Raw genomic sequence first — 13,307 nt, 5'->3', positions numbered from 1 at the left:
GGCGCCGACCGGTCAGGACGCGGGGCGCTGACCTCCGACGGGGTCCCCGTCCGACGCCGGCTCGCCGTCGGCCGCCGACCCCGACGCGTCGACGTCGTCGGTCCGGGCCGCACCGGCCTCGACGTCGCCCGCTCGGGCGGCACCGGCCTCGACGTCTCCCGCACGTCCCGCGCCGCCGTCGGGGTTCGCCGCCGGCGCGCCCTCCGCGACGGGTGCGGCGTTGTCGGCGGCGTCGAGGTCGACCTCCGGGCCGGTCGCGGCGTGGGCGCCCACCCGGGGTTCCGCCGGGACGGGAGCGTCGTCGGATGCGGGAGCGTCGTCGGACGCGGGAGCGCCGTCGGACGCGGCAGGGTCGGCGGACGCGGCAGCGTCCGGCACGGCACCGTCGTCGGGCACCGCGCCGAGGTCGAAGCCGAGCGCCCGCGCCGCGGTCGTCGGGCGCGGCTCGCTCGCCCAGCGCAGCCCGAGGGCGTCGGCCGCGGCGAGCGACCGCAGCTCGGCGCGGTCGAGGTAGAGCACACCACCGAGGTGGTCGGTCTCGTGCTGCACGATGCGCGCGGGCCAGCCGGACACGACCTCGTCGAGCGCACGGCCGCGCTCGTCGGCACCGGTGAGGTGCACGTGCCGCGGCCGTGCGACGACGGCCTGGTACCCGACGACGCTGAGGCAGCCCTCGTAGAACGCGACACGCTCGTCGTCGACGGGCGCGTACCGGGGGTTCACGAGCACGCGGAACGCCAGCGGGGAACGCTCGCGGACCTGGCCGACGTCGCCGTCGGGCGGCCCCGCGTCCTCGATCACGGCGACGGCGACCGGGAGCCCGATCTGCGGCGCGGCGAGGCCCACACCCGGCGCGGCGTGCATCGTCGCCCGCATGACGTGCACGAGCGACTCGAGCTCGTCGTCGGCGAGCTGGCCGTCGTACGGCAGCGCCTGCGCGCGCAGCACGGGGTGGCCCGCCTGCACGATCGGGACCGTGCCGGTGCCGTGGGCGGCGTCGAGCAGCCGCAGGACGAGGTCGCGCAGCGCGACGTCCCGCTGCCGCGCGGACCCCGTGGTGCTCACAGGGCGAGCCGCGACGACACGACGTCCGCGAGCTCGCGCGCGACACCGTCGGCCTCGGCCTGCGTCGCGGCCTCGACCATGACGCGGACGAGCGCCTCGGTGCCCGACGGCCGCAGCAGCACGCGACCCGTGTCGCCCAGCCGCGCCTCGGCGGCACGCACGGCGTCGAGCAGCGGCTCGTCGCTCGACGCCCGCGCCTTGTCCACGCCCGACACGTTGACGAGCGTCTGCGGGAGCCGCTGCACGACGCCCGCGAGCTTGGCGAGCGGCTCACCGGTCTCGGCGACGCGCGCGGCGAGCTGGAGCGCGGTGAGGACACCGTCGCCCGTCGTGGCGTGCGCGGCCATGATGATGTGGCCCGACTGCTCGCCGCCGAGCGAGTACCCGCCCGCGCGCATCGCCTCGAGCACGTAGCGGTCGCCCACCGCGGTCTCGACCGTGCGGACCCCGCGGTCGCGCATCGCGAGCCGCAGACCGAGGTTGCTCATGACGGTCGTGACGAGCGTGTCGTCGGCGAGCGTGCCGGCGTCGCGCATCGCGAGCGCGAGGACGCCCATGATCTGGTCGCCGTCGACCAGGTTGCCGTCGGCGTCGACCGCGAGGCAGCGGTCCGCGTCCCCGTCGAACGCGACACCGAGGTCGGCCTCCGACGCGACGACGGCCGCGAGCAGCTGCTCGGGGTGCGTCGAGCCGCACTTCTCGTTGATGTTGCGCCCGTCGGGCGACGCGTTGATGACGACGACGTCGGCGCCCGCCTGCCGGAGCGCCGCGGGACCGACCTCGCTGGCCGCACCGTTCGCGCAGTCGACGGCGATGCGCAGGTGGCCGAGCGAGGGACGGATGGTCGCGACGAGGTGGTCGACGTAGTCGTCGCCCGCGCGGCCCGTGTCGAGCCGGATCCGGCCGACGTCCGCGCCCGTCGGGCGGTCCCACGCCTCGCCCATGCGCTTCTCGATCGCGCGCTCGAGGTCGTCGTCGAGCTTGTGCCCGCCGCGCGCGAGGAACTTGATGCCGTTGTCGGGCATGGGGTTGTGCGACGCGGAGAGCACGACGCCGAGGTCCACGCCGAGCTCGGCGGTGAGGTACGCGACGGCCGGCGTCGGCAGCACGCCGACGTTGACGACGTCGACACCCGCGGAGGCCAGGCCTGCGGCGACGGCGGCGGCGAGGAACTCGCCCGAGGCCCGCGAGTCGCGGCCGACGACCGCACGCGGACGGTGCCCCTCGAACGCGCCGCTCGCGCCCAGCACGTGCGCCGCGGCGACGGACAGGTCGAGCGCGAGCTCGGCCGTCACGTCCCGGTTCGCCAGTCCTCGCACCCCGTCGGTGCCGAACAGTCGGGCCATCTCTGCACTCCCTTGTCACGCGACGTCGTCGGCGCGCCCCTGCGTCCCCGCCGTCTTCCCTGCTGTGCTCACCATCCCGCAGACACCGATGGCCCCGCTGGTCTTCCGACCGACGGGGCCATCGGGTGAGGCGCTGAGATCAGCGCTTCGAGTACTGCGGAGCCTTGCGGGCCTTCTTGAGACCGGCCTTCTTGCGCTCGACCACACGGGCGTCGCGCGTGAGGAAGCCGGCCTTCTTGAGGGCCGGGCGGTTGTGCTCGGCGTCGATCGCGTTGAGCGCACGGGCGATGCCCAGGCGCAGCGCGCCGGCCTGGCCGGAGACGCCACCGCCGGTGATGCGCGCGACGACGTCGAAGCGACCCTCGACGTCCACGAGCTTCAGCGGCGAGTTGACGAGCTGCTGGTGCACCTTGTTCGGGAAGTAGTCCTCGAGCGTGCGCCCGTTGATCTTCCACTGGCCGGTGCCGGGCACCAGGCGCACGCGGGCGATGGCCTCCTTGCGGCGGCCGAGGGCCTGGCCGGGGGCCGTGATGGACTGACCGCGACCCTGGGGGGCCGCCGTCTCGCTGGTGTAGCTGGTGGGCGTCTCGTCGCCCTCGAGGTCGATGTCGACCGTGGTCTCTGCCACTGGTGTCCTCGGTTCCTGTCTGCTCTACGCGCGGCGGCCGTCAGGCCTGCTGCGCGACCTGGGTGATCTCGAACGGCTTCGGCTGCTGGGCGGCGTGGGGGTGCTCGCCACCGGCGTAGACCTTGAGCTTGCCGAGCTGCTTGGCAGCGAGCGAGCTCTTGGGGAGCATGCCGCGGACGGCCTTCTCGATCGCGCGCTCCGGGTGCTTCTCGAGGAGCTCGCTGTAGCGCGTCGCCCGCAGACCACCCGGGTAGCCGGAGTGGCGGTAGGCGAGCTTGGTCTCGCGCTTGTTGCCGGTGAGGGCGACCTTGTCCGCGTTGATGACGATGACGAAGTCGCCGCCGTCGACGTGCGGAGCAAAGGTGGCCTTGTGCTTGCCGCGCAGCAGCGTGGCCACGTGGGTGGCCAGGCGGCCGAGGACGACATCGGTCGCGTCGATGACGTACCAGGTCCGCTCGACGTCGCCGGGCTTCGGGGTGTACGTACGCACGGGTCGTAAGCCTTCGTTCGTTGTGTCTGCATGTCACGGTCGTCGCGCGAGCGGCGCCGTGGAGGGCTGTCGGAGCATCCCTCCGGCGAGTGGGAACCGCACCGGGACGCCACCGCAGCGCTCAGGTGAGAAGTCCGGGCGCGCGACAGGGGACGCACAACAACGCACAAGACTACCTGCGCGTCGGAGGGACGGTCAAAACAGGTGGCGTCGGCTGCGCCACACCGTCCTGACGGTGGCCGCCGCACCGCGCCGTGGCGCTCAGGACCGGTGCAGCGAGCGCGACGCGCGCAGGACGCGCTCGGTGAGGTCGTCGAGCGTCGGCGTCCGCAGCGCCCAGTGCTGCCAGAAGAGCGGGACGTCGAGCCACCTCCCGGGCGCGACGTCGACGAGCGCGCCGGAGGCCAGCTCCCCGGCCGCTGCCTGCTCGGGCACCATCCCCCACCCGAGCCCCGCGCGCAGCAGCGCCACGAACGCCCCCTGCTCGGGCGCGTAGTGCAGCGGCAGCGGGGGCCGCGCACGCGTGACCTGCTGGACGAACGCGTGCTGGAGACCGTCGGCGCGGTTGAACGCCACCGCGGGCACGTCGCCGAGGACGTCGGCGAGCGCGTGCGCGTCCGGGTCGGGGTCGGCGAACCAGCGGTCCCGGACGTCCGGCGCCGCGAGTGCGAGGTAGCGCATCGACCCGAGCGGCCGCACGCGGCAGCCCTGCACTGCGCGACGCTCCGCGGTGACCGCCGCGGCGACGGTGCCGTCGCGCAGCAGCTGCGCGGACAGGTCCTGGTCCTCGCGCCGCAGGTCCACGAGCACGTCCCCGGGCAGGCCGACGAGGGCCGCGGGGAACCATGTCGAGAGGGAGTCGGCGTTGACGGCCACCGCGAGGCGTCGCCGGCCGCCGGGCTGCGCGCCCGCGACGGCACCGAGCTCCGCGAGCGCGTCGCGGGCGAGCGCGTCGACCTGCCCCGCGAGACGGACGAGGACCTCCCCCGCGGCGGTCGGCAGGCAGGGCCGCGAGCGCTGCACGACGACCCCGCCGACCTGCTGCTCGAGCGCCTTGATCCGCTGGCTCACCGCCGACGGCGTCACGTGCAGCGAGCGGGCGGCCGCGTCGAAGCTGCCCTCGTCGACGACCGCGGCGAGCGTGCGCAGGTGGTCGGTGTCGAACGTCATGAAGCGATGCTAATGGTCCGGCAGAAACCTGAACTGGTCTTCACGCGCGTGCTCGACCTACCGTCGACGCATGCTCCCCGCGGTCCTCACCGGCTTCCTCAGCGCGCTCTCGCTCATCGTCGCGATCGGCGCGCAGAACGCCTTCGTGCTGCGCCAGGGCCTGCGTCGCGAGCACGTCCTGCCCGTGGTCCTCGTGTGCGCCGGCGCCGACGCGCTGCTGGTCGCGGCGGGGATCGCCGGGCTGGGCGCGCTCGTCGGGGACCACCCCGTCGTGCTGCGCGTGATCCGGTACGCCGGCGCGGCGTTCCTCCTGGTCCTCGCGGTCGGTGCAGCACGTCGGGTGGCGCGGCCCCAGCAGCTCGACCCCGCGAGCGACGGACCGGCCCGCCGCTCGGCCGTCCTGCTCACGTGTCTCGCGCTGACGTTCCTCAACCCGCACGTCTACCTCGACACCGTGGTGCTGCTCGGCGGGCTCGCGCAGCAGCACCCCGCCGCGGGCGGGTGGGCGTTCGGCGCGGGCGCGGTGACCGCGAGCGTCGTGTGGTTCACCGCGCTCGGGTTCGGCGCCGGAAGGCTGCAGCCGCTGTTCGCGCGGCCGCGCGCGTGGCAGGTGCTCGACGGCGTCGTCGCGGCCGTGATGGCGACGCTCGCGGTGCTGCTCGTCGTCGGCGGCTGACCTGCGCCGCTCGTCGGCCGGCCGCCGCCGCACCGCTCGGACGACGGGCAGGTGGTCGGGTCCTACGCGTCCGCGCGCGGCGCCTGACGCTGGCTCGGCAGCAGCGCCCGCAGGTCCGCGACGGGCACGACGCCCGCGTGCCGCCCGCGCCGGGCGCGCGCCCGGTCGACGAGCGTGCCCAGCGCCTCGTGCAGCGCCGCGCGCTGCGCCTCCGCGACCCGGTGCCGCTCGTCGGCCAGCAGGTGGTCGCTGAAGTCGCAGCGGTCGTGGGACAGGTCACCGAGCTGACGCATGAGGACGCCCGACGCGAGCGCGATGCGCTGCAGCGCCTGCGCGCACCGCTCGAGCTCCTCCTGGTCGTCGGTGTCGGTCAGCTGGACGTGCGACAGCCACTCGGCCAGCGTGCCGAGCGCCGCGGCGTCGTCGACGCGCGCAGGGCGGTGGACCCACGGGACGGTGGTGTTCGACATGGCGTCATTGTGCGCCGCACGCGGCGGCCCGGGCGGGTGAGATACGTCGACATGCAGGACGTGCGTCGCAGGTCGTACGGCAACCGGGTGACGGCGGCAGGGCCGTCTGGTGGACGCTCGTCCAGGGAAGCGCTCGCCCGCCCCGTCGCGGGATCGGGCGGCGGGTCGACCTGCCGGTCGCGCGCGACGGCGCACCGCGTCAGGACGCCCGAGCCGGCGCGCTCGGGTCAGCGCGCCCGCTCGACCCGCGCCGTGTCCCAGACCGGCTCCGGCGTCTCGACGACCGACCCGTCGGCCGCGAACACGAGGAACCGGTCGAACGTCCGCGTGAACCACCGGTCGTGCGTGACCGCGAGCACCGTGCCCTCGAACGCCGCGAGCCCGGCCTCGAGCGCCTCCGCCGAGTGCAGGTCGAGGTTGTCCGTCGGCTCGTCCAGCAGCAGCAGCGTCGCGCCGCCCAGCTCGAGGAGCAGGATCTGGAGCCGCGCCTGCTGGCCGCCCGACAACGTCTCGTAGGCCTGCTCGGCCTGGTCGACGAGCTCGTACCGGTCGAGCGCACGGCTCGCCTGCTCGCGCCCGAGCCCCGCCCGGTGGGCGTCACCCCGGTGCAGGATCTCGAGCAGCGTCCGGCCCACCAGCTCCGGGTGCGCGTGGTTCTGCGCGAACCACCCCGGCCGCACGCGGGACCCCAGGACGACCGACCCGGTGTGCCGCACGGGCGCGACCGCCGTCTCCCCCGCGGGCTCGTGCTCGGGGCCCGGGTCCGAGCCACCGGCCGCGAGCAGCCGCAGGAAGTGCGACTTGCCCGACCCGTTCGACCCGAGGACCGCGACGCGCTCGCCGAACCACACCTCGAGGTCGAACGGCTTCATCAGGCCCGTGAGCTCGAGCCCTGTCGCGACCACCGCGCGCTTCGCGGTCCGGCCACCGCGCAGGCGCACGCGCACCGACTGCTCGCGCACTTTCACCATCGGCGGACCGGCCTCCTCGAACTTGCGCAGCCGCGTCTGCGCCGCCTGGTACCGCGACGCGAGCCCGTCGTTGAACGCCGCCTTCGTCTTGAGCGTGAGCACCAGCTCGCGGAGCTTCGCGTGCTCCTCCTCCCAGCGCCGCATGAGCTCCTCGAGCCGCGAGCGCCGGTCCTCGCGCGCCTGGTGGTACGTCGAGAAGCCCCCGCCGTGCACCCACACCGACGCCCCCACCGCGGTCGGCTCGAGCGTCGCGACGTGCGTCGCCACGCGTGCCAGCAGCTCGCGGTCGTGGCTCACGAGCAGCACCGACTTCGACGACGCGAGCAGCCGGTCCTCGAGCCACCTCTTCGTCGGGACGTCGAGCGCGTTGTCCGGCTCGTCGAGCAGCAGCACCTCGTCGGGACCGCGCAGCAGCGCCTCGAGCACCAGGCGCTTCTGCTCGCCGCCCGACAGCGTCCGCACCTCCCGGTGCTGCGCGCGCTCGAACGGCACCGACAGGACCGCGTCCGTCACACGGTCCCAGCCCACCTCGGCCTCGTACCCGCCGACGTCCGCCCAGTCCACGAGGGCCTGCGCGTACCGCATCTGCGCGGGCTCGTCGTCGACCTCCATGATCCCCAGCTCCGCCGCGGACAGCTCGACCGCCGCGTCGCGCACGGCCGCGGGCGCGAGAGACGCGAGCAGGTCGCGCACCGAGCGGTCGTCGTCGATCCGCCCGACGTCCTGCCGCATGACGCCCAGGCCGCCGCTGCGCTGCACCGACCCCGCGTGCGGCTGCTCGTCACCGGCGACGATCCGCAGCAGCGTCGACTTGCCGACCCCGTTCGGACCGACGAGCGCGACGCGCGCACCCTCCCCCACACGGAACGTCACGTCGTCGAGGAGCGGACGGCCGTCGGGGAGGACGTAGCCGATGCCGCCGATGTCGAGATGGCCCATGCCGCACAGTCTGACCGGCCCGCGCGCCCTGGCCGAACCTCATTGCCCCGCCGTCCCCTGGCGGAGCGTCGCGGCCGGTGCGAGGGTCGGAGCATGAGCGACGAGACACCTGCCACCCGGACCGATGCCGCACTCGGCAGCGAGGGCGACACCGACCAGCTCCCCGGCGAGGACACCCTCGTCGAGCGGGGCGTCGACGACCATCTCGACGAGGGCTACACGCCCCCCGAGCGCGACCGCCCCCGGACGACCCACTACGGGGAGACGCACTGGGAGGAGGAGCACCGCGAGACCATCGACCAGCGGATCGAGCAGGAGGAGCCCGAGGTCTGGGAGCAGCGTCCGCGCGTCACCGGCGACCGCGAGGAGCTCCGCGCCGGCCGTCTGGTGGCGGACGACGACGCCGTCGAGTCCGGCGTGAACGACACCTTCGCGGTCGACGCGGGCGTCTCCGGCGGCGCCGCGAGCGCCGAGGAGGCCGCCGTCCACCTCATCGAGGAGGAGTACGTCGACGACCGCTACTACCAGGACGGCGAGGACGAGCGTCCCTGACGTCTGTCCGCGCGACCAGCCGGCGGTGCCTCAGCAGCACCCTGGCGTCAGCAGCACCCTGGCGTCGCGTCGACGTCGTGCGCCTCGCGGCGTGCGCGGGTCTGCACCGCGCGCGCCGCGAGCGCGTCGTCCGCGGGGTAGCCGACCTCCTCGAGCGTGAGGCCGTGCGCCGCGACGACCGCCGCACCCGCGTCACGCCGACGCCCGGCCAGCAGCTCCGCGGCCCACCCGGCCGGGCGGCGCCCCTCCCCCACGGCCACGCACGCGCCGACCAGCGCCCGCACCATCGAGTGGCAGAACGCGTCCGCCTGGACCGTCGCCACCACCAGACCCGCGTCCGCGGCCCCGGCCGCCCCGCGCGACCACGAGAACCGCTCCAGCGTGCGGATCGTCGTCGCCCCCTCGCGCGGCTTGCAGTACGCCGCGAAGTCGTGCCGCCCGAGCAGCGAGCCCGCCGCCGCGTCCATCGCCTCGACGTCCAGCGGGCGGCGGTGCCACAGCACGTGCGCGCGGCTCAGCGGGTCCCGCGCGGCGCTGTCGTCGCAGATCCGGTACGCGTAGCGCCGTCGCAGCGCGGAGAACCGGGCGTCGAACCCCTCGGGCGCCCGCGTCACGCGGTGGACGACGACGTCCGCCGGCAGCACGCCCGCCAGACGCGACACGAGCGCCGCCTCCGCGGTCGGGGCCGAGCGCGCCCGGGCCGCCTCCAGCACCTCGGGCGCGACGTCGACGTGCGCCACCTGCCCGCGCGCGTGCACCCCCGCGTCCGTCCGGCCCGCGACCGTCACGTGCGGCGCCGGCACGCCGTGCGCCGCGGTGCGCAGCACCACCGCGAGCGCGTCCTCGAGCACGCCCTGCACCGTGCGCAGCGCCGGCTGCCGCGCCCACCCGCTGAACGCCGTGCCGTCGTACGCGAGGTCGAGCCGCAGCCGCGTCGCGCCCGCCGCCGCGTCGCCCGACGGCTCGGTCGTCCCGGCCGGCCGAGCCTGACCCTCGGGCCTGGCCTGCCCGGCCTTCCCAGCCGGTCCAGCCGGTCCAGCGGGTCCAGCGGCTCCAGCAGGTCCAGCCGAGCCAGCGGGTCCAGCCGGCGACGGTGCGGCCGTCGTCGGGGTGCCGCGCAGGTCGCTGCGCGCGCCGGTCGGCTCGGTGAGCGGTGCGTCGGTCGGCTCGGCGGGCGGGACGGTCACGAGGGACCACGGTAGTGCGGCGTCGGCCACGGGCCCGCGCACGCGCGCGAGGCACGGTCCGATCACCGTCAGCGGCCCGTCGTCGTGGCGAGGGATAGCGTGGCGACGTGCCGACGACGCCCGCCCACCCCTTCACCCTCGCGGTCGACTGCGGCGGCGGCGGGATCAAGGCGTCCGTGCTCGACGCCGCCGGCACGCTCCACGCCCCCGCCGTGCGGGTCCCGACCCCGTACCCGCTGCCCCCGTCGCGGCTCGTCGACACCATCGCCGCGATCGGCGCGGACCTGCCCGCCGCCGACCGCGCCACGGTCGGCATGCCCGGCATGATCCGGCACGGCGTCGTCGTCGCGACCCCGCACTACGTCACGCGCTCCGGTCCCCGCACGACGGTCGACCCCGCGCTCGTCGACGCGTGGGCCGGGTGCGACGTCCGCGCCGCGCTCCAGGAGCGCCTCGGCGTCCCGACGCTCGTCCTCAACGACGCCGAGGTGCACGGCGCGGGCGTGGTCTCCGGCACCGGCGTCGAGCTCGTCCTCACGCTCGGCACCGGCCTCGGCTCCGCGCTGTTCGACGGGGGCGTCCTCGCGCCGCACCTCGAGCTGTCCCACGCGCCCGTCCGGTGGGGCACGACGTACGACGCGTACGTCGGGCAGGTCGAGCGGACCCGGCTCGGCGACGGCCTGTGGTCGCGGCGCGTGCGACGCGTCGTCGAGGGCCTGCGGCCCGTGTTCCTCTGGGACCGCCTGTACCTCGGCGGCGGCAACGCCCGACAGGTGACGCCGCAGGTGCTCGAACGGCTCGGCGACGACGTCGTCGTCGTGCCGAACCAGGCCGGGATCGTCGGCGGGGTCCGCGCCTGGACGCTCCACGCCTGACCCGCACCCTCACGCGCACGGGCCGCACGGTGAGCGCTGCGACGCGTCCCGGCCCACCGGCGCGACGCGTCCCGGTCGCCACGAGCCCGCCGCGCGGCGGGATCGCCCCCCGACCGCACGCACCAGGGTCGCTGCCCGACCCGCACGCACGGGTCGCCGCCCGACCGCACGCACCGGCGTCACCGCGCAGGTGCCGCCCGGTCGACGCCCGCGCGTCGCGCGTCTCCGCCCGGCGCGACGGACGCCCCGTCGGCGCGGTCCACGTCGTCCAGCGCCTCCAGCACGGACCGGGTGAACCGCTCCGGCGCGACCAGGCTCACCATGTGCGTCGCACCGGGCACCACGACGAGCCGCCCGTGCCGGCACGCGCGCAGGAACGCGCGCTCGTCACCGCGGAAGTGGTCGAAACGCCCGTTGACGAGCCACACGGGCGCGTCGACCCGCGCCAGGTCGTCGAGCGGCGTCGCCGTCGTGACCTCGCGCAGCACGTCGCGCGTGACCATGAGCGCGAACCCGCCGGCCCCGACGTCGAGCGCACCCTGTGCCGGCAGGAACCGTCGCACCATGAACGCGTTGAGCCCTTCGCCGTGGTCGGGCAGCCGCCCGATGCCGCGCGCCGCGAGCGCCCAGCCGCCGACCAGCAGCGGCAACGGTCGGGTCGAGCACGACGCGGCGACGAGCCCGGCGACCTGCTCGGGGTGACGGGCCGCGTGCGCGATCCCGACGTAGCCGCCGAGCGACAGCCCGACGACGAGCGCCCGGCCCCCGACGTCGTCGACCGCTGCCCGGACCGTCTCGACGGCACCGTCGAAGGTGAACGGCTCGTCGACCCGCGCACCGTGCCCGGGGAGGTCGACCGCGAGAGCCGTGCGGCCCGCACGCTCGAGTGCCTCGACCTGCGCGCGCCACATCGTGCGCGACGTCCGCAACCCGTGCACCAGGACGACCGGCAGCCCCATGGCACGACCCTACGGCGCGCGCCCGACCCTGCCACCGCGGACCATGCCGACGGCGCAACGACCCGGGCGGCGGCGCGCTCACAGCGGAGGCGACCTGTCCGCACACGGCCGGACGCACGAGAGGCCCGGAACCTGCGCGGTTCCGGGCCTCTCGTCGGTGCTGCGGAAGGGTCAGGCCTTCTCGGCGTCGCCCTCGGTCGCCGCGGTGGTGTCCTCGGCCGGAGCCTCGGTCGCCTCGGCGTCGGTCGTCTCCTCGACCTCGGCGGCGGGGGCCTCGTCAGCCTTCTTCTCCGCCTTCGGCGCGGCCTTCGCGGTGGCCTTCGTGGCCTCCTTGACGACGGCCTGCTTCGGCGACAGCGGCTCGAGCACGAGCTCGATCACGGCCATGGGCGCGTTGTCGCCCTTGCGCGGACCGATCTTCGTGATGCGCGTGTAGCCACCCTGACGCTCGGCGACGGCCGGCGCGATCTCGGTGAACAGGGTGTGCACGACACCCTTGTCCTTGACGACCGTCAGGACACGGCGGCGGGCGTGCAGGTCGCCGCGCTTCGCGAAGGTGATGAGGCGCTCGGCGAGCGGGCGCAGACGCTTGGCCTTGGCCTCGGTCGTCGTGATCCGCTTGTGCTCGAACAGCTGCGTCGCGAGGTTCGCGAGGATCAGACGCTCGTGCGCCGGTCCGCCACCGAGCCGGGGACCCTTGGTGGGCGTGGGCATGATCTACTCCTTGAGTTCCAGTGATCGGCGACGCGCACCGGACCGTTCAGGCCCGGCGCGCGTTCCCCGGCGTCAGTACTGCTCGTCCTCGACGAAGTCGCCCTCGTCGTCGCCGTAGAAGGCCGACGCGGACGGGTCGAAGTCGAGCGGGCTGTCCTTGAGCGTCAGGCCGAGCTCGGCCAGCTTCTCCTTGACCTCGGTGATGGACTTCGCACCGAAGTTGCGGATGTCCAGGAGGTCGGCCTCGCTGCGCGCCACGAGCTCACCCACGGAGTGGATGCCCTCACGCTTGAGGCAGTTGTACGAGCGGATCGTCAGCTGCAGGTCCTCGATCGGCAGCGCGAGGTCCGCGGCGAGCGCAGCGTCGGTCGGCGACGGGCCGATCTCGATGCCCTCCGCCTCGACGTTGAGCTCACGGGCCAGGCCGAACAGCTCGACCAGCGTCTTGCCGGCGGACGCGAGCGCGTCACGCGGGCTGATGGCGGCCTTGGTCTCGACGTCGACGACGAGCTTGTCGAAGTCGGTCCGCTGCTCGACACGCGTGGCCTCGACCTTGTAGGTCACCTTGAGGACAGGCGAGTAGATCGAGTCGACCGGGATCCGGCCGATCTCCGCGTCGAACGACTTGTTCTGGGCGGCGGAGACGTAGCCGCGGCCGCGCTCGACCGTGAGCTCGATCTCCAGCTTGCCCTTGTCGTTCAGCGTCGCCAGGTGCAGGTCGGGGTTGTGCACCTCGACCCCGGCCGGCGGCACGATGTCCGCGGCGGTGACGACACCCGACCCCTGCTTGCGCAGGTACATCACGACCGGCTCGTCGTTCTCCGAGGAGACGACCAGGTTCTTGATGTTGAGGATGATCTCGGTGACGTCCTCCTTGACACCCGGCACGGTGGAGAACTCGTGCAGCACGCCGTCGATCCGGATGGAGGTGACGGCGGCACCGGGGATGGAGGACAGCAGCGTCCGGCGCAGCGAGTTGCCGAGCGTGTAGCCGAAGCCGGGCTCGAGCGGCTCGATGGAGAACCGCGAACGGTTCTCCGAGATGACCTCTTCGGTCAGGGTGGGGCGCTGTGCGATGAGCACGGTGGGTTTCCTCTCAGCGGGCGTCCGCCATATGACGCTCCGCAGTACTGCGTGACGGCCATGCCTCGGTCCGCATGACCGGTCGGACGAGTCACGCCGTGGCCGGTGCGTCGACGACGCGAGCACCGGCCACGGCCGAGCCGAGGGTCAGACGCGGCGGCGCTTCGGCGGGCGGCAGCCGT

At 74.7% G+C, this 13,307-nt stretch carries 14 protein-coding genes; 3 read left to right on the top strand and 11 right to left on the bottom strand.

What is annotated here, in order from left to right; translation table 11 throughout:
- Positions 1–12: 12 nt before the first annotated feature.
- The 5 genes from KOV94_RS21155 to KOV94_RS03730 all read right to left on the bottom strand — a co-directional run bounded on the left by KOV94_RS21155 (position 13) and on the right by KOV94_RS03730 (position 4,699).
- Positions 13–1,065 (bottom strand): peptide deformylase, encoded by a 1,053-nt coding sequence (locus tag KOV94_RS21155; RefSeq protein WP_218051266.1) that lies wholly within the window; start codon positions 1,063–1,065, stop codon positions 13–15.
- Complete coding sequence (gene glmM, locus KOV94_RS03745) at positions 1,062–2,411, bottom strand: phosphoglucosamine mutase (RefSeq protein WP_124343460.1); 1,350 nt, start codon at positions 2,409–2,411, stop codon at positions 1,062–1,064. The genes KOV94_RS21155 and glmM overlap by 4 nt, the downstream gene beginning before the upstream one ends.
- A gap of 139 nt (positions 2,412–2,550) precedes the next feature.
- The gene (gene rpsI / locus KOV94_RS03740) at positions 2,551–3,039 is read right to left on the bottom strand and encodes a 30S ribosomal protein S9 (protein WP_162352728.1); all 489 of its coding nucleotides are present in this window, start codon (positions 3,037–3,039) and stop codon (positions 2,551–2,553) included.
- A gap of 40 nt (positions 3,040–3,079) precedes the next feature.
- Positions 3,080–3,529: a 50S ribosomal protein L13 gene (gene rplM, locus KOV94_RS03735; RefSeq protein ID WP_124343458.1), complete on the bottom strand. Its 450-nt coding sequence runs from the start codon at positions 3,527–3,529 to the stop codon at positions 3,080–3,082.
- 261 nt (positions 3,530–3,790) lie between these two features.
- Positions 3,791–4,699 carry a LysR family transcriptional regulator ArgP gene (locus tag KOV94_RS03730; RefSeq protein ID WP_218051265.1) on the bottom strand — a complete coding sequence of 303 codons (909 nt, stop codon included), beginning with the start codon at positions 4,697–4,699 and terminating at the stop codon, positions 3,791–3,793.
- Between the two features lie 70 nt (positions 4,700–4,769).
- Here KOV94_RS03730 and KOV94_RS03725 point away from each other — a divergent pair, with 70 nt between their 5' ends.
- Positions 4,770–5,375, top strand: a complete 606-nt coding sequence (locus KOV94_RS03725; RefSeq protein ID WP_218051264.1) for a LysE/ArgO family amino acid transporter — start codon at positions 4,770–4,772, stop codon at positions 5,373–5,375.
- Positions 5,376–5,437: 62 nt separating this feature from the next.
- Here KOV94_RS03725 and KOV94_RS03720 read toward each other — a convergent pair whose 3' ends face one another.
- Both KOV94_RS03720 and KOV94_RS03715 read right to left on the bottom strand, forming a co-directional pair.
- On the bottom strand, positions 5,438–5,845 hold the full coding sequence (locus tag KOV94_RS03720) for a hypothetical protein (RefSeq protein ID WP_218051263.1): 408 nt from the start codon (positions 5,843–5,845) through the stop codon (positions 5,438–5,440).
- Between the two features lie 227 nt (positions 5,846–6,072).
- Positions 6,073–7,755, bottom strand: coding sequence for an ABC-F family ATP-binding cassette domain-containing protein (locus KOV94_RS03715; RefSeq protein ID WP_218051262.1), 1,683 nt, complete (start codon positions 7,753–7,755; stop codon positions 6,073–6,075).
- A gap of 93 nt (positions 7,756–7,848) precedes the next feature.
- Between KOV94_RS03715 and KOV94_RS03710 the strand changes: the two genes are divergently transcribed.
- Positions 7,849–8,307 carry a DUF5709 domain-containing protein gene (locus KOV94_RS03710; RefSeq protein ID WP_124343453.1) on the top strand — a complete coding sequence of 153 codons (459 nt, stop codon included), beginning with the start codon at positions 7,849–7,851 and terminating at the stop codon, positions 8,305–8,307.
- Positions 8,308–8,354: 47 nt separating this feature from the next.
- Here KOV94_RS03710 and truA read toward each other — a convergent pair whose 3' ends face one another.
- Entirely contained in the window at positions 8,355–9,236 is an 882-nt protein-coding gene (gene truA, locus KOV94_RS03705) for a tRNA pseudouridine(38-40) synthase TruA (protein WP_218051284.1), read from the bottom strand.
- Between the two features lie 365 nt (positions 9,237–9,601).
- Between truA and KOV94_RS03700 the strand changes: the two genes are divergently transcribed.
- Positions 9,602–10,369 (top strand): ROK family protein, encoded by a 768-nt coding sequence (locus KOV94_RS03700; protein WP_218051261.1) that lies wholly within the window; start codon positions 9,602–9,604, stop codon positions 10,367–10,369.
- Between the two features lie 179 nt (positions 10,370–10,548).
- Here KOV94_RS03700 and KOV94_RS03695 read toward each other — a convergent pair whose 3' ends face one another.
- The 3 genes from KOV94_RS03695 to KOV94_RS03685 all read right to left on the bottom strand — a co-directional run bounded on the left by KOV94_RS03695 (position 10,549) and on the right by KOV94_RS03685 (position 13,125).
- Positions 10,549–11,328, bottom strand: a complete 780-nt coding sequence (locus KOV94_RS03695; RefSeq protein WP_218051260.1) for an alpha/beta fold hydrolase — start codon at positions 11,326–11,328, stop codon at positions 10,549–10,551.
- Between the two features lie 171 nt (positions 11,329–11,499).
- The gene (gene rplQ / locus KOV94_RS03690) at positions 11,500–12,042 is read right to left on the bottom strand and encodes a 50S ribosomal protein L17 (protein WP_124343450.1); all 543 of its coding nucleotides are present in this window, start codon (positions 12,040–12,042) and stop codon (positions 11,500–11,502) included.
- A gap of 72 nt (positions 12,043–12,114) precedes the next feature.
- Complete coding sequence (locus KOV94_RS03685) at positions 12,115–13,125, bottom strand: DNA-directed RNA polymerase subunit alpha (protein WP_124343449.1); 1,011 nt, start codon at positions 13,123–13,125, stop codon at positions 12,115–12,117.
- Positions 13,126–13,307 lie beyond the last annotated feature (182 nt).

Source organism: Cellulomonas algicola (genome assembly GCF_019024305.1).
GTDB lineage: Bacteria > Actinomycetota > Actinomycetes > Actinomycetales > Cellulomonadaceae > Cellulomonas > Cellulomonas algicola.
Note: the sequence above shows the minus strand (reverse complement) of the source record. Positions and strands in the feature narration are given on the sequence as shown.

Coding starts and splice junctions, on each gene's coding strand:
- KOV94_RS03730 (WP_218051265.1), bottom strand. CDS start 4,699: ATGACGTTCGACACCGACCACCTGCGCACGCTCGCCGCGGTCGTCGAC.
- KOV94_RS03695 (WP_218051260.1), bottom strand. CDS start 11,328: ATGGGGCTGCCGGTCGTCCTGGTGCACGGGTTGCGGACGTCGCGCACG.
- KOV94_RS03725 (WP_218051264.1), top strand. CDS start 4,770: ATGCTCCCCGCGGTCCTCACCGGCTTCCTCAGCGCGCTCTCGCTCATC.
- rplQ (WP_124343450.1), bottom strand. CDS start 12,042: ATGCCCACGCCCACCAAGGGTCCCCGGCTCGGTGGCGGACCGGCGCAC.
- glmM (WP_124343460.1), bottom strand. CDS start 2,411: ATGGCCCGACTGTTCGGCACCGACGGGGTGCGAGGACTGGCGAACCGG.
- KOV94_RS03710 (WP_124343453.1), top strand. CDS start 7,849: ATGAGCGACGAGACACCTGCCACCCGGACCGATGCCGCACTCGGCAGC.
- KOV94_RS03720 (WP_218051263.1), bottom strand. CDS start 5,845: ATGTCGAACACCACCGTCCCGTGGGTCCACCGCCCTGCGCGCGTCGAC.
- KOV94_RS03715 (WP_218051262.1), bottom strand. CDS start 7,755: ATGGGCCATCTCGACATCGGCGGCATCGGCTACGTCCTCCCCGACGGC.